Consider the following 16712-nt stretch of genomic DNA (forward strand, 5'->3'; position numbering starts at 1 on the left):
GGGGCCGCGCGGGTGGGCCCCGCCTTGCTGGGATTGGCCCATGAATGACATCCTGCGCCGCAAGGTGACCAGCGGCAGCGCCGCCGAAGGCAGCCCCGGCGCCGATCATGGCTGGCGGCTGGCCTTCGCCCGCGCCGCGCGCGATGGCGTAGGCCTGCTCTTGACCGTGACCGATCTGCAGATCGCCCGGCGCGGTCTGGCCGAACTGCTGGACCTGCCGCCCGACCGCGCGCTGATCGCGCTGCTGGACGGGCCGGCCGGCGGGCTGGGGCTGATCGCGCTGTCGCCCGACCTGACCGCCGCCCTGATCGAACGGCAGACCATCGGCCGCGTCGCGCCCCAGTCCCCCGCGCCGCGCCGCCCGACCCGCACCGATGCCGCCATGGTGACCGGCGTGATCGACCGCGCCCTGATCGAGCTTGAGGCGCTTCTGGCCGATGAGGCCGATCTGCTGTGGGCCGGCGGCTTTCGCTATGCCTCGTTCCTGGAAGACCCGCGCCCGCTGGGCCTGCTGCTGGAGGATCAGCCCTATCGCGTGCTGCAGCTTGCGGTCAGCATGGCGGACGGGGCGCGCAGCGGCCATTTGCTGCTGGCATTGCCCGCCGAAGGCCGCGGCCGCCTGCCGGGCGGGGTGCCGGCCGATGGCCCCGCCGGCGAGACGCCCCCCGAAGGCGCCACCGCCTTTGCGCAGGGCCTGGCCGAAGCGGTTTCAGGGGCCGGGGTCACGCTGGATGCGGTGATCGCCCGGCTGTCGCTGCCCCTGTCGGCGGTGACGGGCCTTGCCCCCGGCCTTGTGCTGCCGCTGCCCGAGGCCGCGCTGGACCGGATCGCGCTGCAAGGGGGCGATGGCCGGTCGGTCGCGCGCGCCACGCTGGGCCAGCATCGCGGCCAGCGCGCCCTGCGTCTGGCCGCGCCCGAGGCCGGGCAGGGCGCCGTGGCCGTGATTCCGCCGCCCGGACAGCGCCCGCAGGACCGGCCGGCGGTCAATGGTCCGGCCTTCGGCGACGGTGCCGATCCGGCCTTTCTGGCAACGGGTTAGCGGGTCAGCCCGCCGCGCCGCGCTGGGCGGCCAGCGCCTCGATCTGGCCGCGCAGGGGTTCAAGGTTGTAGCCGAACCGGGCCGGAACCCCGATCAGCTCATCCGCGGGGCGGCTGCCGGCCTGCGTCAGCGCCCAGACCACCGAACAGCGGTTGCCGCTGGCGCAATAGGCAAAGACCGGCCCGGTGGCCGCCGCCATGGCCTGCGCCTGCGCGGTGACATTCTCCATCGTCAGCGCCCCGCCGATCACCGGGTTTGCGACGAAGGTCAGCCCCAGCGCCTCGGCGGCGCGGCGCATTTCGGCGGTGTGCAGATGGGGCGGGATCTCGCCATCGGGGCGGTTGTCGATCACCATCACATAGCCGGCGGCCTTGATCGCCGGCAGGTCCGACGGTTCGATCTGCGGCGAGACGGCATAGCCGGGCGTCAACGGGCGAATATCCATGGGGGCGATCCTTCGGCAAAGGCGGGCGGGACAGGCGGGCGCAGCGACCTTAGCCCCGCGCCGCGGCCAGCGGAAGCCCCGCCGTCACAGCCCGTTGATCGGCACCTTGAGATAGCTTTTGCCGTTCTCCTCGGGCTCGGGCATCTGGCCGGCGCGCATGTTCACCTGCAAGGACGGGATGATCAGCCGCGGCATGGCCAGCGTGGCATCGCGCGCCTGCCGCAGCGCGATGAAATCTTCGCGCGACTTGCCGGCCCCGATATGGCGGTTCAGCCGCTTCTGGTCGCCCACCGTGGTTTCCCAGGCATAGTGATCGCGCCCCTCGGCCTTGTAGTCATGGCCGACGAAGATCCGCGTCTGTTCGGGCAGGGACAGGATCTTCTGGATCGACTCCCACATGGTTTCGGCGCTGCCACCGGGAAAATCGCAGCGGGCGGTGCCGAAATCGGGCATGAAAAGGGTGTCGCCGACAAAGGCCGCGTCGCCGATGACATAGGTCAGGCAGGCCGGGGTATGGCCGGGCGTGTGCAGCACATTGGCTCGCATCTGCCCGATCATCAGGCTGTCGCCATCGCGGAACAGCCGGTCGAACTGGCTGCCGTCGCGCTGGAACCGGGTGCCTTCGTTGAAGATCTTGCCAAAGGTCTCCTGCACCACGGTGATGCGGTCGCCAATGCCGATCTGTCCGCCCAGCCGTTCCTGGATATAGGGCGCGGCCGACAGGTGGTCGGCGTGGACATGGGTTTCCAGCACCCATTCAAGGGCAAGGTCATTGTCGCGGATGAAGGCGATCACCGCATCGGCGGACCGGGTGTCGGTGCGCCCCGAGGCATAGTCGAAATCCAGCACGGAATCGATCACCGCACAGGCGCGGCCTTCGGGGTCGCGCACCAGATAGGTGATCGTGTTGGTGGCTTCGTCGAAGAAGGCGTGAACCGCTGGCGACATGCTGCTATCCTGACTTTGTGTTCTGACAGTCTAGGGAAAATCCCGCCCGGTTTCCAGCGGGGGCCGCCGGGCCACGGTTTCCGGCATTGACCTGCGTCAAGGCGAAAGACCCGGCCAAGGCGCAGGATTTCGCGGCAAGGGAAGGAGCCCAGAATGACCAAAGCCGCAGACCCCGGCATCGCCGCCCGCAAGGCCGTGATGGAGGCCCGCCTTGCCGATCTCAGGGCCCGCCTTGCCGCGATTGAGACCGAGCTGGATTCCCATGTCGAGCGCGACTGGGAAGAAGCCGCGGTCGAGCGCGAGGGCGATGAGGTTCTTGAGGCCGCTGGGGCCTCGGGGCAGGCGGAAATCCGCAGGATCGAGGCGGCGCTTCAGCGCATCGAAGAAGGCGAATACGGCTATTGCGCGAAATGCGGGGCCGAGATCGCCGCCGAGCGTCTGGATGTCGTGCCGTTCACACCGTTTTGCCGTAGCTGCGCCCCCTGACCCGGACGCGTGGCGCATGGGAGGAGGAGCGACCATGACCACCGGAAAAGACCAGGACCCGATCACCCGGCTTGCCGAGGATAGCCTTGACCTTGCGGCGGCGGGGCAGAAAGCCATGATGGATGTGCTGACCGCCGAGATGCGTCTGTTGGCGGCACTGGTGCCGTCCGCACCGCCCGAGGCGCCCGCGACCGGCGATGACGAGGCCCGGCGCCGGGCCGAAGACGCTGCGATCGAGGATGGGTTCGACAACATGCCGGTCTGACATTGCCGGTCTGAAACCGCCGCCGCGCATGGCAACGGGTTGCCAAGAGCCTGTGCTTTCAGGTTAAGTCCTTGTGGAAAGGCCGAACCCGGCCCCGGGGAGCCGTATGACGGAAGCTGAACCTGCGCTGGTTCGCGAGGAAATTTCTGGCGACGTGCTGGTGCTGTCAATCGACAACCCGCCGGCCAACGACCTGTCTCCGCCGGTCCGGGCGGCGCTGTTGCGCGGGCTGACCGGGGCAGGGGCCGGTCGTGCCGTGGTGATCCGGGCCGAAGGCCGCAACTTCTCGGCCACGACCGCGCTGGACTGCGCCAGCGATGAGAGCGCCCGCCCAACCCTGGGCGAACTGTGCGCCGCGGTTGACCGGCATCCGCAGGCGGTGGTGATGGCCCTGAACGGGCTGGTGATCGGCGCGGCGGCGGAACTGGCGCTGGCGGCACATGTCCGTGTGGCAAGTCCGCTGACCCGTCTTGCCTTTGCCGACGTGGGCCTGGGCCTTGTGCCCGGCGCCGGCACAACCCAGCGGCTGCCCCGCCTTGTGGGCACCATCGAGGCCATCGCGCTGTTGCTGCGCGGCCGTCCGGCAACGGCGACCGAGGCGCTGGAGATCGGGCTGGTTGACCGGGTGGTGGACAGTGCGCTTGAGGCGGCAGCCGTGGCGCAGGGGGCCGCGATGCCCGGCCCGCGCCCGACCGCGCTGCGCCATGACCGCCAGTCCGACCCGCAGACCCATGCCGCCGCCATTGCCGCCGCCCGCGCCGAGGCGCTGCGTGGCGTGCTGCCCGCCCCGAAGCGGATCATCGACTGCGTCGAGGCCTCGCTTTACCTGCCCTTCGAGGCCGGCTTGGCGATGGAGGCCGTGGCCCGCGAAGACCTGGCCGCCACGCCCGAGGCGCAGGGCCTGATGGCCGTTGCCCGGGCCGAACGCCATGCCGCGCGCCTGCCGGCGGCGGTGGCGAAGGTGCGGCCGCGCGAAATCACCCATCTGGGCCTGTCCGGCGGCGCGCCGCAATTCGCGACGCTGGCGCTGATGGCGCTGGGGCAGGGGATGCGCGTCAGTTGGTTCGATGCCGACGCCGCCCGTCTGGACCGTGCGCAAGACTGGATCGCCGCGCGGCAGGATGAGGAAATCCGTCTCCGCCGGCTGACGCCCCTGCAGCGCGATGCTGACCGGTCCCGCCTGTTTCCGCTTGTCGATGCGGCGTCGCTGGCGTCGGCGCGGCTGGTCATCCATGCGCAGGCCGATGCCGATTTCGCCCGCCTTGCCGCCCGTGGCCCCTCTGTTCCGCAGCTTGTGCTGGGCGGGGCCGAGGGCGCGCTGGGGCTGGCCCTGTCGCCTTCGGCCCGCAGTTGCGAACTGGCCGTGCCGCCCGACGCCCCGCCCGGCCCCGTGGCCGCGACCGTGCTGCTGCTGCGCCGGCTTGGCCTGTCTCCGGTGCTGGTGAACGGGCTGCCCGTGGTGGGGCGGCGCGTGTCGGGGGCGGGCCGGGCGGCGCTGGCCCGGCTGCTGGCACTGGGCGTTCCGCGCGACAGCATCGCCGCCGCTCTGGATGAATTCGGCCAGGCCACCCCGGCGCTGGCCGATCCCGACCCGGCCCCTGTTGCCGCGCGCGCCATGCCCCGGCCCGAAATCCTGCGGCGCTGGCTGGCCGCCATGGCGAATGAAGGCCTGCGCCTGCTGGACGCCGGCGTTGCGCGCTGCCCGTCGGACATTGACTGGCTCATGGTGGCCGGCCACGGGATGCCGCGCTGGCGCGGCGGGCCGATGTATCAGGCGTCTCTTCGGGGCCTTCTGGTGTTGCGGGCCGACCTGCAGCACTGGCGCGACGATGATCCCCTCTGGGCGCCGCATCCGCTGATCGACCATCTGATCGCCGAAGGCCTGTCGTTGTCAGACCTGAACCGGGCAGAGCTGAACGGGGCAGACTGAGCTTGCGCGGCTCAGCGCAGGAAAAGCCCGGTCACCACCAGCATCAGCCCCAGCGCCGACAGCGCCAGCGCGCCCATGTTGATGACGACCACGCGCTGCAACTCGGCCCGCATCGCGTCATCCGTCAGGCCGGCGCGGCGGGCCTTCAGGGCGCGCAGCACGCAATAGACAAGGCCCGCGATGCCGCAAAGGGAAACCAGCGCGCCTGCCCAGACCAGCATCTGCATTGTCGTTCCTTCCTGCGGTTGCGGCGCCCCTTGGCTAACGGCTGCGCACCGCCCGCGCAAGTCTGATGAGGGGGGTTGAATCGCCCCGCCGCGCCGGGCTATCTGACGGCCCGATCACCCCGAAAGGCAGGATGTTCCCATGGCCGACGCGCCCGACAGCTATTCCATCGCCGCCGACGAACTGCGCCAGTTCATCGAGCGTTACGAGCAGCTTGAGGCCGAAAAGAAGGACGTGGCCGAACAGCAGAAGGAACTGATGGCCGAGGCCAAGGGTCGTGGCTATGACACCAAGGTTCTGCGCAAGGTCGTGGCGCTGCGCAAGCGCAAGCCCGACGACATTGCCGAAGAAGAAGCGGTGCTGGAGATGTACAAGACCGCTTTGGGCATGAGCTGATCCTGCTGATTACCCCGCCGGTCGCCCTGTCGCGCCCGATCAGGGCGCGATGAAGGTGACGCCCGGCATCTGCCGGATCAGGGCCACGTCCTCGTAATAGGCGGCGGTGATTTCCTCCACCAGCTCGGCGGTCCAGCCGGGCAGGTCGATGTTCATCTCGATGCGCTCGGGCAGGGCGTATTTGTCCAGAAACGCCGCCACGATCCGGCGCCGCTGCTGGATCGACGCCGGCGGATGCGCCACCAGATAGGCCTTCAACTGGGCCAGCCCTTCGGGCGACATGATCGCGGCCAGAAGTTCATCGGTATCCGTCAGCTCGGTGCCATCGGCATGGCCCGATACCGCCTGCAACACCTCGGGCCAGATCAGCGGCGTGTCCTCATCGCACCAGATGACCAGCGGCACGCCCGGGTTTTGCGCCAGGATCTGGCGCACCACCAGCGACCAGCGCAGTTCGGCCGGATAGGTGCCGCGGATGAAATCCTCATAGGGGCGGGCGCGCTGCTTTTCGAACAGCGCCGGAACGAAGGTTGCCGGATTGCGCAGCGCCAGATGGAATTCTGCCTCGTTCTGCGGCAGGATGCGGGTAAAGGCGCGGATGCGTTCGCCCGCGAACGTGTACATCTGGCCGTTCAGCACCCATTGCGGAAAGCTGAGGAAACTGTCCCAGCTCAGCACAACGCGCGAGGCCTGGTTGTCCTCGACCAGTTGTTCCATGACGATGGTCTGGATCTCGGCGTCGGACGCCGCCCCCTTCAACTGCACCGCCGTATCGCGCAGCAGCCGGCGATACCGCGTCGGAGCCGGCACCAGGATGCCCTGGGCGGCCAGCGTCACGCGGTTCTTCAGCAGGCAGCGGATCAGCCGCTCTTCATCGGTGCAATGGGCGCCGAGGTGATAAACAATACGCATATTCAAGGAACGGGCTCGACTCTTTCTGTTCGGCGGATGCAGGCCGCGCCGGACTATACGGGCTTTTCTTTACAGGGAAACCGGATTCGGCTAACCCGCATTTATGTCCGACCAAAATACTCAACAGCCAGCCGCGGCCCTGCGGCGCCGGTCCTTCGCATCGCTGCTGCCGGACCTGTGGAGCGTGGGGGCCGCGCTGATTGCGGTGCTGGTGCTGGCGCCGGTGGTCTCGGTCGTCTGGATCGCCTTCCACCCGACCGAAAACATCTGGCCGCATCTGATGGCCAGCGTCTTGCCCCGCTATCTGACCACCACGCTGATCCTGATGCTGTCGGTGGCGGTGCTGACCGCCGCCATGGGCACGGGCGCGGCCTGGCTGGTGTCGATGTATCGCTTTCCGGGCCGCAACTGGCTGGATTTCGCGCTGTTCTTCCCGCTGGCGATTCCGGCCTATGTCGGCGCCTATGCCATTGTCGATCTGCTGGATTACGCGGGTCCGGTGCAATCGGCGCTGCGGCAGGCGATGGGCTGGACCAGCGCCCGCGACTACTGGTTCCCGCAGACCCGTTCGCTCTGGGGGGCGGCGCTGGTGCTGTCGGCGGCCTTTTACCCCTATGTCTATCTGCTGGCCCGGGCGGCCTTTCGCGAACAGTCGGGCTGCACCTATGAGGTGGCCCGCGCCTTGGGGCAAGGGCCCTGGGGCCTGTTCGCGCGGGTTGGCCTGCCGATGGCGCGGCCCGCCATTGCCGTGGGCATGTCGCTGGCACTGATGGAGACGGTGGCCGATTACGGCACCGTGCATCACTTCGGGGTGCAGACCCTGACCACCGGCATTTTCACCACCTGGCTGGATGGCGGCAATGCCGGCGGCGCGGCGCAGATCGCCGGTGTGGTGCTGACGCTGATCCTGGTTCTTGTCACGCTGGAGCGGCTGTCGCGCCGCAACGCCCGCTTTCACCGCCTGTCCCGCGCCCAACGCCCGATCGAGCGCCAGCCGCTGACCGGCCTGCGCGGGCTGGCGGCGCTGGCGGCCTGCCTTGTGCCCTTCACGCTGGGCTTCGTGCTGCCGGTCGCGGTCATGGCCTACCATTCGGCACAGGCCCCGGCGCAATGGCTGGCGCCCGGTCTGTTCAAGGCGCTGGTCAACACCCTGGTCGCCGGCGGCGGCGCGGCGCTGGTCACGGTGACGCTGGCGCTGCTGCTGGTCTATGGCCTGCGGCTTTCGGCGCATCCGGCCGGCCGCATCGTGCTGCCGCTGACCACGCTGGGCTATGCCACCCCCGGCGCGGTGCTGGCGGTGGGCCTGCTGTTGCCGCTGGCGGCGCTGGACCATCGCCTTGCCGACGGGATCGAGGCGCTGACCGGCCACGATCCCGGCCTGCTGATCACCGGCACCGCCTTCGCACTGGGCCTGGCCTATGTGGTGCGGTTCTTCGGCGTGGCGCAGGGGGCGGTCGAAACCGCCTTCGGCCGGGTCTCGCCTTCGCTTCCGCTGGCGGCCCGGTCGCTGGGCCGCAGCCCCGGCGGCACGCTGATCGCGGTCTATCTGCCGATGATGCGCGGCTCGGTCCTGACGGCGCTGCTGGTTGTCTTCGTCGATTGCGTCAAGGAACTGCCCGCGACGCTGCTGCTGCGGCCATTCAATTACAACACCCTGGCCACGCGCGTCTTCGAACTGGCCTCGCTGGAGCGCCTGTCCGAAGCCGCCCCCGCCGCGCTTTTGGTCATGGCCGTGGGGCTGGTCGCGGTGATCCCCATCGCACGTTCCGGGCAGACCTGACACCCCGACGCTTGCACCCCCCCGCCCGCCTGCGCTAAACAGCCCCCGTGTGCCCCTATAGCTCAGCTGGTAGAGCATCTGATTTGTAATCAGGGGGTCGGGGGTTCAAGTCCCTCTGGGGGCACCAGATTTCAACCCAAACCTTCCCTTGACCGGCGCATCCTGCGGTGGAACGCTGCACGGGCGCCGATGGTGCGCCCCTACGTCAGCCGCGCGGCCAAGCTGCCGCCCCAACCGGGAGACCGACCGATGTGTGACGCTTGCCTGATCGACTCTGTCAAAGCCTCGATGCTCAGCCGCCGCGCGCTGTTTGCCGGGGCGGCCGCCACCACCGCCGCGGTGGTGGCCTCGGGGCTGACCGCGGCCCGGCCCGCGCTGGCGCAGGCCGCCGGCCGGGTGGTGGACCTGACCCACGCCTATGACGGCAGCTTTCCCACCTTCGACGGCGTTCCTGGCATCCTTTACGAACCGGCGGTCAAGTTCGCCGACTCGGGCTATCAGCTCTGGAAGCTGACGATCTACGAACACACCGGCACCCATATCGACGCGCCGCTGCATTTCACCGCCGATGGCACCTCGGTCGCCGATCTGGCGCCCGAGCGGCTGGTCTGCCCGCTGTGCATCATCGACATCAGTGCCAAGGCGAAGGACGACGCCAATGCCACGGTCGCGCCCGAGGACATCGAGGCCTGGGTGTCTGCCCATGGCGAGATTCCCGCCGGGGCGCTGGTGGCGTTTCATTCCGGCTGGGCGGCCAAGGTGGGCAGCCCCGAATTCCGCAACACCCCGGATGGCAAGTTCGCCTTCCCCGGCTTTTCCAAGGCGGCGACCGACCTGCTGGCCACGCTGGACGTGGCCGCGATCGGGGTGGATACCCTGTCGCTGGACCCCGGAAATTCCGCCGATTTCGCGGTGCACAACAGTTGGCTGCCCGGGGGCCGGTTCGGGATCGAGAATCTGGCGAACCTGGATCAGTTGCCGCCCGCCGGCGCCACGGCCTTTGTCGGCGCCCCCAAGCACAAGGGCGGCACCGGCGGCCCGGCCCGCGTGCTGGCGGTGGTCTGATGGGCACCGTTCCCCTGCTGACGGACGAGACGGCCGCACCCGAGGCCCGCGCCGTTTTCGACGACATCCGGGCGAAACGGCGGACCGATTACGTCAACAACTTCTGGCGCGCGCTGGCCAATGATCCGCCGCTGTTGCAGGCCACCTGGGACCGGCTTCAGCAGGTCATGGCCCCGGGCGCGCTGGACCCGCTGGTGAAGGAGATGGTCTATATCGCCGTCTCGGTGGCGAACGGCTGTTCCTATTGCATCCACAGCCACACCGCCGCGGCCCGTGCCAAAGGCATGACGCCCGAGATGCACGCCGAGCTTCTGGCGGTTGTCGGGATGGCGGCGCAGACCAATGCGCTGGTCCATGCGCTTCAGGTCGAGGTGGACGCGCGGTTCAAGGCATAGGGCGGGGGCAGCCATACCCTGACGGCATGGCCGAATTGCTGCGGGCGCACTATCGCGCATTGCTGCGCTGCGGCAGGATGCGGAAAGGGGGGGACATCCTGACCAAAGGGTATCCCATGTTCACGTCCACCAGACCGAATGCCTTGTGGCGCCGCCTTGTCGCGCTGGCCGAATCCCGGCCCGATGTGCGGGCGCTGAACCGGCTAAATGCCACCACGGACGAAGACCTTTCCGCCCGCGGGCTGACCCGCGTGGGCGAGGTTCATCGCATCATGGGGGCCAGATTCTACATCTGAGACCTGCCCTTTGCGCGCCGCCGCAACTTCGATAGGTTGGCGCGCGAAACAGGGGGGCAGGATGGCAAGGGAACCAAGCGGGCTGACGCGCGCGACCAGTGATCAGGTGTCGAAGATCCTGGACGGACCGCCCACGATGGAGCGGTTGAATGCCGCGCTGCGGCTGCTGGCCAAGTGGCGGTCAATGGTGCTGGCCAACACGCATGAGGCCCATGCCGGCTCTACCGTGCTTGCGGGGCCGTTTGCCGGGATGGCCTTTCCCGTGCCCTCGGCCGAAGGCGGGCGGGCGCCGCGCCTTCTGGGCAGCTACGAGGCCAGTCTTGTGCCCGTGTTCGAAACCATCATCGCGCGGGCCTATCCCCTGGTCGTCAACATCGGTTCGGCCGAAGGATATTATGCCGTGGGTCTGGCCCGCCGGATGCCGCAGACGCGGGTGCTGGCGCGTGACATCGACCTGAACGCGCAGGCCCTGTGCCGCACCCTGGCCGCGGCCAATGGCGTGGCGGACCGGGTCGAGGTGGGCGGCGAGGTCACCGCCGCCGATCTGGCGATCTGCGCCGACCAGCCGACCGTCGTGCTGTGCGACATCGAGGGGGCCGAAGACAGCCTGCTGGACCCGGTGGCCGCCCCCGGCCTGGCCGCCGCCGACATTCTGGTGGAACTGCACCCCAGAAACCGCCCCGGCCTGGCCGACCGGATCGAGGCGCGGTTTCAGGCCAGCCACCGGATCACCCGCTTCGGCCGCAGCTTCACCGCCACGCCGCTGCCGCCCTGGACCGAAACCCTGAATGATCTGGACAGGTTGCTGCTGATCTGGGAATGGCGGGCCTCGCCAACGCCCTGGCTGTGGATGGAACGGAAATGACCAAACCGCTGGCCAATGCCGCGATCTATTTTGCGCTCGATGGCTATGATCCGGCCGCCAAGGGCATCAACGGCCGCCGTGTCGCGGGCGAAAGCTTCCTGAACGGCTATCTCGACCATGCCCATGCCGATGAGGTGGTCAGCCTGACCCACGGCCTTCGCGATGCGCGGCATTTCAGTGCGATCGTTGCCCGGCGGGCGGGCCACCGGCGCGTGCGCAGCGTGATGCTGGACCGCGCGCAAGAGATCGCGCCGCTCGACGTGCTCAGCTATCCCAGCCCCGCGATTGGCCGGGAATGCTGGCGCCGGTCGGAATACGGATCGGCGGCCTATGCCATTTGCGGCGTCACCCATACCATCGCGACCCGCCTGTTCATGCAGTCGATGGTCGAGATGCGGACCGCGCCGCAGATGCCCTGGGATGCGGTGATCTGCACCTCGCGCTCGGCGCTGGATGCGCTGACCCTGCAGATGGACCTGATCGACCAGAACCTTGCCGCCCGGTTCCGGGGCACCGCCCCGCCGCGGCCGCTGATGCCGATCATTCCGCTGGGCATCACCTGCGACGACTTTGCCCGCAATCCTGCCGCCGGGGCGGCGCTGCGGCACCGGCTGGGCATCGGCAAGGACGACATCGCCTGCGCCATCGTGGCCCGGCTTTCCGTGGCGGAAAAATTCGATCCGCTGCCGCTGTTCATCGCGCTGTCCCGCGCCCAGGCCGAGGTCGGGCGCCGGTTCCACCTAATGCTCTACGGCAAGTTCGGCGACGCCCGGTCGCGTGAGGTCTTTTTGCGCGGGGCCGCCACCCTGATGCCTGGCGTCGGCTTCCATGTCATCGACGGCTCGGTCGCCGAGGACCGTCTGGCCACGCTGTCGGGCGCCGACATCTTCCTGTTTCCCATCGACAATGTGCAGGAAACCTTCGGCCTTGCCCCGGTCGAGGCCATGGCCGCCGGCCTGCCGCTGATCGTCACCGACTGGGACGGCATGAAGGATACCGTTCCGCCCGAGGTCGGCATCCGCGTGCCCACCGAAATGCCGCCACAGGGGGTATCGGCCCGCCTGGGCCGCCGCCTTTACGGCGAAACCGACAGCTATCCGCAGTTCTGCACCCAGCTTTCGGCGCTGACCCGGGTGGATCTTGGCGCGCTGGTCCGGGCGCTGGTGCAACTGGGCAGCGATCCGGCGCTGCGGGCGCGGATGGGGGCGGCGGGGCAGGCCCGCGCCCGCGCCGTGTACGACTGGGCCGCGGTCCTGCCGCAGATGCAGGCGCTGTGGGGGGAACAGGCGGCGATGGTTGCCCATGCGCGCGCCACGGGGCAGGGCGAACCGCCGGTCCCGGCCCACCAGTTTCCGCCGCTGCCGCTGCCGGGCCTGTATTTCCGCAGCTTCCCCACGCGGGTGGCCCGCGACCCCGGCCGCCGGTTCGTGGCCTTGCCCGCCGACGACCTGCCCGCGCCGGAGGCGCTGCTGGACCTGCGCAATTATGAGGCCGCGAACCGCCTGATCGAGCCGCGGTCGCAGATCACGGCCACCCTTGCAGCCTTGCGGCAGGCCGGCCCCCAGGGGGCCACGCCCGACGATCTGGTGGCGGCAACCGCCATTCCGCTGGCCAGCGTCTGGCGCTGCCTGTTCTGGCTGATGAAATACGGGCTGGCGGAATGACCGGCACGCCGTCTCCCCGCAGCATCCTGATCACCGGCGCCGGCAGCGGCATCGGTCGCGCCACGGCGCGCGCCTTTCTGGCCGCCGGCTGGCGCGTGGCGCTGATGGGCCGCCGCGCCGCCGCCCTGCAGGAAACCGCCGCCGGGGCGCCCGCGCTGATCCTGCCCGGCGATGTGGGCATCGCGGGTGATGTTGACGCCGCCTTCGCCCGCCTTGCCGCCGACTGGGGCCGGCTGGATGTGCTGTTCAACAACGCCGGCATCGCGCTGCCGGGCCGCCCGATCGACGAAATCGCGGTCGAGGACTGGCTGACGCTGTGCCAGACCAATATCACCGGCATGTTCCTCTGCGCCCGCGCCGCCTTTGGCCTGATGCGCCGGCAGGGCCCGCAGGGCGGCCGGATCATCAACAACGGATCAATCAGCGCGCACGCGCCGCGGCCCGGTTCGGCGCCCTATACCATGTCGAAACATGCCGTCACCGGCCTGACGAAAACGCTGGCGCTGGACGGGCGCCGCTTCGGCATCGCCTGCGGCCAGATCGACATCGGCAATGCCGCCACCGATATGGCCGCCGCCTTTCCCAAGGGCGTGCCGCAGGCCGATGGCAGCCTGCGCGCCGAGCCGGTCTTCGATTTGGATCACGTCGCTGCGGCGGTGCTGCATATGGCCAGCCTGCCGGCCGACACCAACATTCCGTTTCTGACGATCATGGCGCGCGACATGCCCTGGCTGGGCCGCGGCTAGGGGGCCTCAGGCCCCCGGCTTGCAGAACATGTCATAGACCAGGGTGATGGTGCGCAGCACCTTTGGGTCCTGGATCGAATAATAGATCGCCTTGCCATCCCGCCGGGTGGCCACCAGCCCCTCAAGCCGCAGCCGTGCCAGTTGCTGGCTGACCGCCGCCTGACGCGAGTCGAGCAGATGCTCCAGTTCGGTCACCGATTTTTCGCCCGAAGACAGGTGGCACAGGATCATCAGCCGCCCCTCATGCGCCAGCGCCTTGAGAAAGCCCGCGGCGGCGGTGGCCTGTCGCAGCATCTGGTCGGCGGGCAGGGTGCCACAGGCTTCGTCGTCACTGATACGGTCGGGCTGAAGGGAGTTCATCACCAAACGCCTCTGAATATGTGCGACCGATTCATAGCACGAAGAGGTTGCCCATGCGAGAGCGGCCTTGCCGCGACGGGGCCGGGCGGGGCAAGGTTCGCCGCAAAGCCGGGCGCCCGCAGAATCGCCCGGTCATGAGGGAGATAGCATGATCCGTCCATCCGCCTTTACCGCGCCCGGCCGTTTCTGGCGTGGCAACCTTCACACCCATTCGACCCGCTCCGATGGCGTGCTGTCCCCGCAGGAGGTGTGCCGCCGCTACCGCGACGAAGGCTATGATTTCCTGGCCCTGACCGACCATTTCATCGGCATGTATGACTATCCGCTGGTCGATACCACGCCGTTCCGCAGCGAAGGCTTCACCACGCTGCTGGGGGCCGAGCTTCATTCGGGCGCGCAGAAGAACGGCGAGCTGTGGCATATCCTTGCAGTCGGCCTGCCGCTGGATTTCGCGCCGCCCACGACCACCAGCTTCATCGCCGATCCGGGGCAGGAGACCGGCCCCGAAATCGCCGCCCGGGCCGTGGCGGCGGGGGCCTTTGTCGCCATCGCGCATCCGCAATGGTCGGGGCTGACGCTGGAAGACGCCCGCAGCATCACCGCCGCCCATGCGGTGGAAATCTACAACCACGGCTGCGCCGCCGGCTGCGACCGGCCTGATGGCGCCGGTATCGCCGACCTCTTGCTGACCGAGGGGCGCAAGCTCTCGCTCATCGCCACCGATGACGCGCATTTCTCGGAGCCCGACCATTTCGGCGGCTGGGTCATGGTGAAGGCCACCGAGAACACGCCCGAAGCACTGCTGGCGGCGCTGAAGCGCGGCGATTTCTATTCCTCGCAGGGCCCAGAAATCCGCGACATCCGGGTCGAGGGCAACAAGGCCATCGTCGAATGTTCGGCGGCGGTGTCGGTGGTTGCCATGGGCTGGGGCACCGGCGCCAAGGGCGTGCATGGCCAGTCGATGACGCGGGCCGAAGTGCCGCTTGACCGGCTGCTGGGCAGCCCCTGGCTGCGCATCTCGGTGATCGACGCCGCCGGTCGCCGGGCCTGGTCGAACCCGATCTGGCGCGAGGAAGGGCCGAACCCGCGCCGCGCGCAGGGTTAGGGCAACTCGGGCGGCCGAAAGGCCGCCCTTTGCGCAGGCTGTCGGGCGGGCGTCAGCCCAGCGGCGCGATCAGCGCCTTCAGGGCCGCAAGCGGGTCGTCGGCGCCCCAGATTTCCTCGCCGATCCCGAAGAAATCGGTGACCGGCCCGAATTCGGCAACCAGTTCTGCCGTCAGCCCGCCTTCGGCGATGACCGGCACCTCGATCATCTCGGACCACCACTGGAACAGGTCGAAGGCCGCCTGTTCGCCCTTATCCAGCCCTGTGGTGCCGATCGGGCCGAAGGCCACATAATCCGCCGCCGCCTCGCCCGCGCTGATGCCTTCGTGCCGGGTCGGGCCGCAGAAGGCGCCGACGATGGCATCCGGCCCCAGATCCTTGCGCGCCGCCCGCACCGACCGCGCGCCGTCGGTCAGGTGAACCCCGTCCAGCCCGTGCCGTTCGGCCAGCAGGACATGCCGTTCGATCACCACCGCCACATCGCGGGCATGGGCGATTTCACGGCAGGCATCCGCCGCGCGACCCAGATCGTCGGTGTCCTTCGTGGCCAGCGCCAGCCGCAGGCAGGCGATTTCAACCGCATCCATCACCCGCGCCAGCCGGTCGGGAAAGACCTCAAGATCCAGCACGGGCGGCGTGATCAGGGTGATCTGGGGGCGGTCGGCTTCGGCCATGATTTCGGCTCCGGCAAGGGGTTTCGCGCCCCTCCTAGCAGCCTTTCCGCGGCTTGACCACGGGGCCGCAATGCCTTGCCCGCCGGGCGGTGCCGGTCTATCACCCGGCTTTCCGTGACCGCCGGCGTCCAGCAAAAGGGAAAGCCATGATCGACCCCGTCTTCATCCTGGTCCGTCCGCAGATGGGCGAGAACATCGGCGGGGCCGCGCGGGCGATGCTGAACTTCGGGCTGGACCGGATGCGGATCGTCGATCCGCGCGACGGCTGGCCCAACCCGCGCGCCGCCGCCACCGCCAGCGGCGCCGGTGTCGTGCTGGACCGGGCGGGGCTGTTTCCCGATGTGGCCGGGGCCGTGGCCGACTGCGACTTCGTGTTCGCGACCACGGCGCGCGGGCGCGAGCTGGTCAAGGAAATCGTCACCCCCGAACGCGCCATGGCCATGGCGCGGGCCCTGGTGGCCGAGGGCAAGAAGGTGGGGTTCCTGTTCGGCCCCGAACGGGCCGGGCTTGAGAACGAAGACCTGGTTCATGCCAATGTCATCGTCACCGTGCCGGTGAACCCCGAATTCTATTCGCTGAACCTGGCGCAATGCGCGCTGTTGCTGGCCTATGAATGGCGCCGGCAGGGGGTGGCGGTGCCCGAGTCGGTGCTGGGTCTGGCGCGGACCGACATGGCGACCCGGGTCGAGGTTGAACGGCTGGGCGACCATTTCGAAGACCGGCTTGAGGCAGCGGGCTTCTTCTTCCCGCCCGACAAGGCGCCGGGCATGAAGATCAACCTGCGAAACATGTGGGGCCGTCTGGGCCTGACCCGTGCCGAGGTGCAGACGCTGCACGGCATGTTGCGCCAGATCGCCTGGAAGCTGAAGCGCCAGGGCGAAACCGACGATCCCGAAGGGTGAACCGGGCCTTGCGGCGCGGCGCGAAGCCGCGCCGCAAGCCATCTGCCTTGTCGTCGCGGGTTCCCGCTCCTCCTCGGGCGGCGGGGGCGCTGCCCCCGCAGACCCCCGGGTTATTTTCGGACAGATGAAAGCGGCGGCGGGTTTGGCCCTGATCGGGGCGATGCCCCTTTCCCTTTGCGGGCCGCTCCCCTATCCCTTGGCGCGGTAAGGGCAGC

20 protein-coding genes and 1 tRNA gene are annotated in these 16712 nt (G+C 69.1%); 15 read left to right on the plus strand and 6 right to left on the minus strand.

Features of this window, described 5'->3' with window-relative positions:
* Positions 1–40 precede the first annotated feature (40 nt).
* Complete coding sequence (locus C5F44_RS14285) at positions 41–1039, plus strand: FliM/FliN family flagellar motor switch protein (protein WP_107674220.1); 999 nt, start codon at positions 41–43, stop codon at positions 1037–1039.
* A 4-nt stretch (positions 1040–1043) separates the two neighbouring features.
* Here C5F44_RS14285 and C5F44_RS14290 read toward each other — a convergent pair whose 3' ends face one another.
* Both C5F44_RS14290 and C5F44_RS14295 read right to left on the minus strand, forming a co-directional pair.
* On the minus strand, positions 1044–1484 hold the full coding sequence (locus C5F44_RS14290) for a protein tyrosine phosphatase family protein (protein ID WP_107674221.1): 441 nt from the start codon (positions 1482–1484) through the stop codon (positions 1044–1046).
* Positions 1485–1568: 84 nt separating this feature from the next.
* On the minus strand, positions 1569–2432 hold the full coding sequence (locus C5F44_RS14295; RefSeq protein ID WP_107674222.1) for an MBL fold metallo-hydrolase: 864 nt from the start codon (positions 2430–2432) through the stop codon (positions 1569–1571).
* A 153-nt stretch (positions 2433–2585) separates the two neighbouring features.
* On the opposite strand from C5F44_RS14295, the gene C5F44_RS14300 reads away from it, so the two are divergent.
* The 3 genes from C5F44_RS14300 (at position 2586) to C5F44_RS14310 (ending at position 5113) form a co-directional block, all read left to right on the plus strand.
* Positions 2586–2918 (plus strand): TraR/DksA family transcriptional regulator, encoded by a 333-nt coding sequence (locus C5F44_RS14300; protein ID WP_107674223.1) that lies wholly within the window; start codon positions 2586–2588, stop codon positions 2916–2918.
* Positions 2919–2952: 34 nt separating this feature from the next.
* Entirely contained in the window at positions 2953–3183 is a 231-nt protein-coding gene (locus C5F44_RS14305) for a hypothetical protein (RefSeq protein ID WP_107674224.1), read from the plus strand.
* Positions 3184–3289: 106 nt separating this feature from the next.
* A complete protein-coding gene (locus C5F44_RS14310) occupies positions 3290–5113 on the plus strand; it encodes an enoyl-CoA hydratase-related protein (RefSeq protein WP_107674225.1) in 1824 nt (607 codons plus the stop codon).
* A gap of 11 nt (positions 5114–5124) precedes the next feature.
* On the opposite strand, the gene C5F44_RS14315 is transcribed toward C5F44_RS14310, so the two are convergent.
* A complete protein-coding gene (locus tag C5F44_RS14315; protein ID WP_107674226.1) occupies positions 5125–5340 on the minus strand; it encodes a hypothetical protein in 216 nt (71 codons plus the stop codon).
* 139 nt (positions 5341–5479) lie between these two features.
* On the opposite strand from C5F44_RS14315, the gene C5F44_RS14320 reads away from it, so the two are divergent.
* Complete coding sequence (locus C5F44_RS14320) at positions 5480–5734, plus strand: DUF2312 domain-containing protein (RefSeq protein WP_107674227.1); 255 nt, start codon at positions 5480–5482, stop codon at positions 5732–5734.
* Between the two features lie 39 nt (positions 5735–5773).
* Here C5F44_RS14320 and C5F44_RS14325 read toward each other — a convergent pair whose 3' ends face one another.
* Complete coding sequence (locus C5F44_RS14325; RefSeq protein WP_107674228.1) at positions 5774–6646, minus strand: hypothetical protein; 873 nt, start codon at positions 6644–6646, stop codon at positions 5774–5776.
* Between the two features lie 103 nt (positions 6647–6749).
* Between C5F44_RS14325 and C5F44_RS14330 the strand changes: the two genes are divergently transcribed.
* The 8 genes from C5F44_RS14330 to C5F44_RS14365 all read left to right on the plus strand — a co-directional run bounded on the left by C5F44_RS14330 (position 6750) and on the right by C5F44_RS14365 (position 13457).
* Positions 6750–8426 (plus strand): ABC transporter permease, encoded by a 1677-nt coding sequence (locus C5F44_RS14330; protein WP_107674229.1) that lies wholly within the window; start codon positions 6750–6752, stop codon positions 8424–8426.
* Positions 8427–8477: 51 nt separating this feature from the next.
* Positions 8478–8553, plus strand: a tRNA-Thr gene (locus tag C5F44_RS14335).
* Between the two features lie 122 nt (positions 8554–8675).
* Entirely contained in the window at positions 8676–9491 is an 816-nt protein-coding gene (locus C5F44_RS14340; RefSeq protein WP_181318280.1) for a cyclase family protein, read from the plus strand.
* Positions 9491–9886: a carboxymuconolactone decarboxylase family protein gene (locus C5F44_RS14345; RefSeq protein ID WP_107674231.1), complete on the plus strand. Its 396-nt coding sequence runs from the start codon at positions 9491–9493 to the stop codon at positions 9884–9886. Before C5F44_RS14340 ends, C5F44_RS14345 begins: the two co-directional genes overlap by 1 nt.
* 116 nt (positions 9887–10002) lie before the next feature.
* Complete coding sequence (locus C5F44_RS14350) at positions 10003–10182, plus strand: hypothetical protein (RefSeq protein WP_146161958.1); 180 nt, start codon at positions 10003–10005, stop codon at positions 10180–10182.
* A gap of 61 nt (positions 10183–10243) precedes the next feature.
* The gene (locus tag C5F44_RS14355) at positions 10244–11047 is read left to right on the plus strand and encodes a class I SAM-dependent methyltransferase (protein WP_107674233.1); all 804 of its coding nucleotides are present in this window, start codon (positions 10244–10246) and stop codon (positions 11045–11047) included.
* Positions 11044–12711 (plus strand): glycosyltransferase family 4 protein, encoded by a 1668-nt coding sequence (locus tag C5F44_RS14360; RefSeq protein WP_181318281.1) that lies wholly within the window; start codon positions 11044–11046, stop codon positions 12709–12711. The genes C5F44_RS14355 and C5F44_RS14360 overlap by 4 nt, the downstream gene beginning before the upstream one ends.
* Positions 12708–13457, plus strand: coding sequence for an SDR family oxidoreductase (locus C5F44_RS14365; protein WP_107674235.1), 750 nt, complete (start codon positions 12708–12710; stop codon positions 13455–13457). Before C5F44_RS14360 ends, C5F44_RS14365 begins: the two co-directional genes overlap by 4 nt.
* Positions 13458–13463: 6 nt before the next feature.
* On the opposite strand, the gene C5F44_RS14370 is transcribed toward C5F44_RS14365, so the two are convergent.
* Entirely contained in the window at positions 13464–13817 is a 354-nt protein-coding gene (locus C5F44_RS14370; protein ID WP_107674236.1) for an ArsR/SmtB family transcription factor, read from the minus strand.
* A 148-nt stretch (positions 13818–13965) separates the two neighbouring features.
* Here C5F44_RS14370 and C5F44_RS14375 point away from each other — a divergent pair, with 148 nt between their 5' ends.
* The gene (locus C5F44_RS14375) at positions 13966–14922 is read left to right on the plus strand and encodes a PHP domain-containing protein (protein WP_412917553.1); all 957 of its coding nucleotides are present in this window, start codon (positions 13966–13968) and stop codon (positions 14920–14922) included.
* 52 nt (positions 14923–14974) lie between these two features.
* Here the strand turns inward: C5F44_RS14375 and C5F44_RS14380 are convergent, their stop codons facing one another.
* Entirely contained in the window at positions 14975–15595 is a 621-nt protein-coding gene (locus C5F44_RS14380) for a thiamine phosphate synthase (RefSeq protein ID WP_107674237.1), read from the minus strand.
* Positions 15596–15741: 146 nt separating this feature from the next.
* Between C5F44_RS14380 and C5F44_RS14385 the strand changes: the two genes are divergently transcribed.
* Positions 15742–16497, plus strand: a complete 756-nt coding sequence (locus C5F44_RS14385) for an RNA methyltransferase (protein ID WP_107674238.1) — start codon at positions 15742–15744, stop codon at positions 16495–16497.
* Positions 16498–16712 lie beyond the last annotated feature (215 nt).

The organism is Fuscovulum blasticum DSM 2131, assembly GCF_003034965.1.
GTDB classification, from domain to species: Bacteria; Pseudomonadota; Alphaproteobacteria; order Rhodobacterales; family Rhodobacteraceae; genus Pseudogemmobacter; species Pseudogemmobacter blasticus.

Bases quoted from the DNA above. Each gene is read 5' to 3' on its own strand.
- C5F44_RS14285 (WP_107674220.1), top strand. From the start codon at position 41: ATGAATGACATCCTGCGCCGCAAGGTGACCAGCGGCAGCGCCGCCGAA.
- C5F44_RS14290 (WP_107674221.1), bottom strand. From the start codon at position 1,484: ATGGATATTCGCCCGTTGACGCCCGGCTATGCCGTCTCGCCGCAGATC.
- C5F44_RS14295 (WP_107674222.1), bottom strand. From the start codon at position 2,432: ATGTCGCCAGCGGTTCACGCCTTCTTCGACGAAGCCACCAACACGATC.
- C5F44_RS14300 (WP_107674223.1), top strand. From the start codon at position 2,586: ATGACCAAAGCCGCAGACCCCGGCATCGCCGCCCGCAAGGCCGTGATG.
- C5F44_RS14305 (WP_107674224.1), top strand. From the start codon at position 2,953: ATGACCACCGGAAAAGACCAGGACCCGATCACCCGGCTTGCCGAGGAT.
- C5F44_RS14310 (WP_107674225.1), top strand. From the start codon at position 3,290: ATGACGGAAGCTGAACCTGCGCTGGTTCGCGAGGAAATTTCTGGCGAC.
- C5F44_RS14315 (WP_107674226.1), bottom strand. From the start codon at position 5,340: ATGCAGATGCTGGTCTGGGCAGGCGCGCTGGTTTCCCTTTGCGGCATC.
- C5F44_RS14320 (WP_107674227.1), top strand. From the start codon at position 5,480: ATGGCCGACGCGCCCGACAGCTATTCCATCGCCGCCGACGAACTGCGC.
- C5F44_RS14325 (WP_107674228.1), bottom strand. From the start codon at position 6,646: ATGCGTATTGTTTATCACCTCGGCGCCCATTGCACCGATGAAGAGCGG.
- C5F44_RS14330 (WP_107674229.1), top strand. From the start codon at position 6,750: ATGTCCGACCAAAATACTCAACAGCCAGCCGCGGCCCTGCGGCGCCGG.
- C5F44_RS14340 (WP_181318280.1), top strand. From the start codon at position 8,676: ATGTGTGACGCTTGCCTGATCGACTCTGTCAAAGCCTCGATGCTCAGC.
- C5F44_RS14345 (WP_107674231.1), top strand. From the start codon at position 9,491: ATGGGCACCGTTCCCCTGCTGACGGACGAGACGGCCGCACCCGAGGCC.
- C5F44_RS14350 (WP_146161958.1), top strand. From the start codon at position 10,003: ATGTTCACGTCCACCAGACCGAATGCCTTGTGGCGCCGCCTTGTCGCG.
- C5F44_RS14355 (WP_107674233.1), top strand. From the start codon at position 10,244: ATGGCAAGGGAACCAAGCGGGCTGACGCGCGCGACCAGTGATCAGGTG.
- C5F44_RS14360 (WP_181318281.1), top strand. From the start codon at position 11,044: ATGACCAAACCGCTGGCCAATGCCGCGATCTATTTTGCGCTCGATGGC.
- C5F44_RS14365 (WP_107674235.1), top strand. From the start codon at position 12,708: ATGACCGGCACGCCGTCTCCCCGCAGCATCCTGATCACCGGCGCCGGC.
- C5F44_RS14370 (WP_107674236.1), bottom strand. From the start codon at position 13,817: ATGAACTCCCTTCAGCCCGACCGTATCAGTGACGACGAAGCCTGTGGC.
- C5F44_RS14375 (WP_412917553.1), top strand. From the start codon at position 13,966: ATGATCCGTCCATCCGCCTTTACCGCGCCCGGCCGTTTCTGGCGTGGC.
- C5F44_RS14380 (WP_107674237.1), bottom strand. From the start codon at position 15,595: ATGGCCGAAGCCGACCGCCCCCAGATCACCCTGATCACGCCGCCCGTG.
- C5F44_RS14385 (WP_107674238.1), top strand. From the start codon at position 15,742: ATGATCGACCCCGTCTTCATCCTGGTCCGTCCGCAGATGGGCGAGAAC.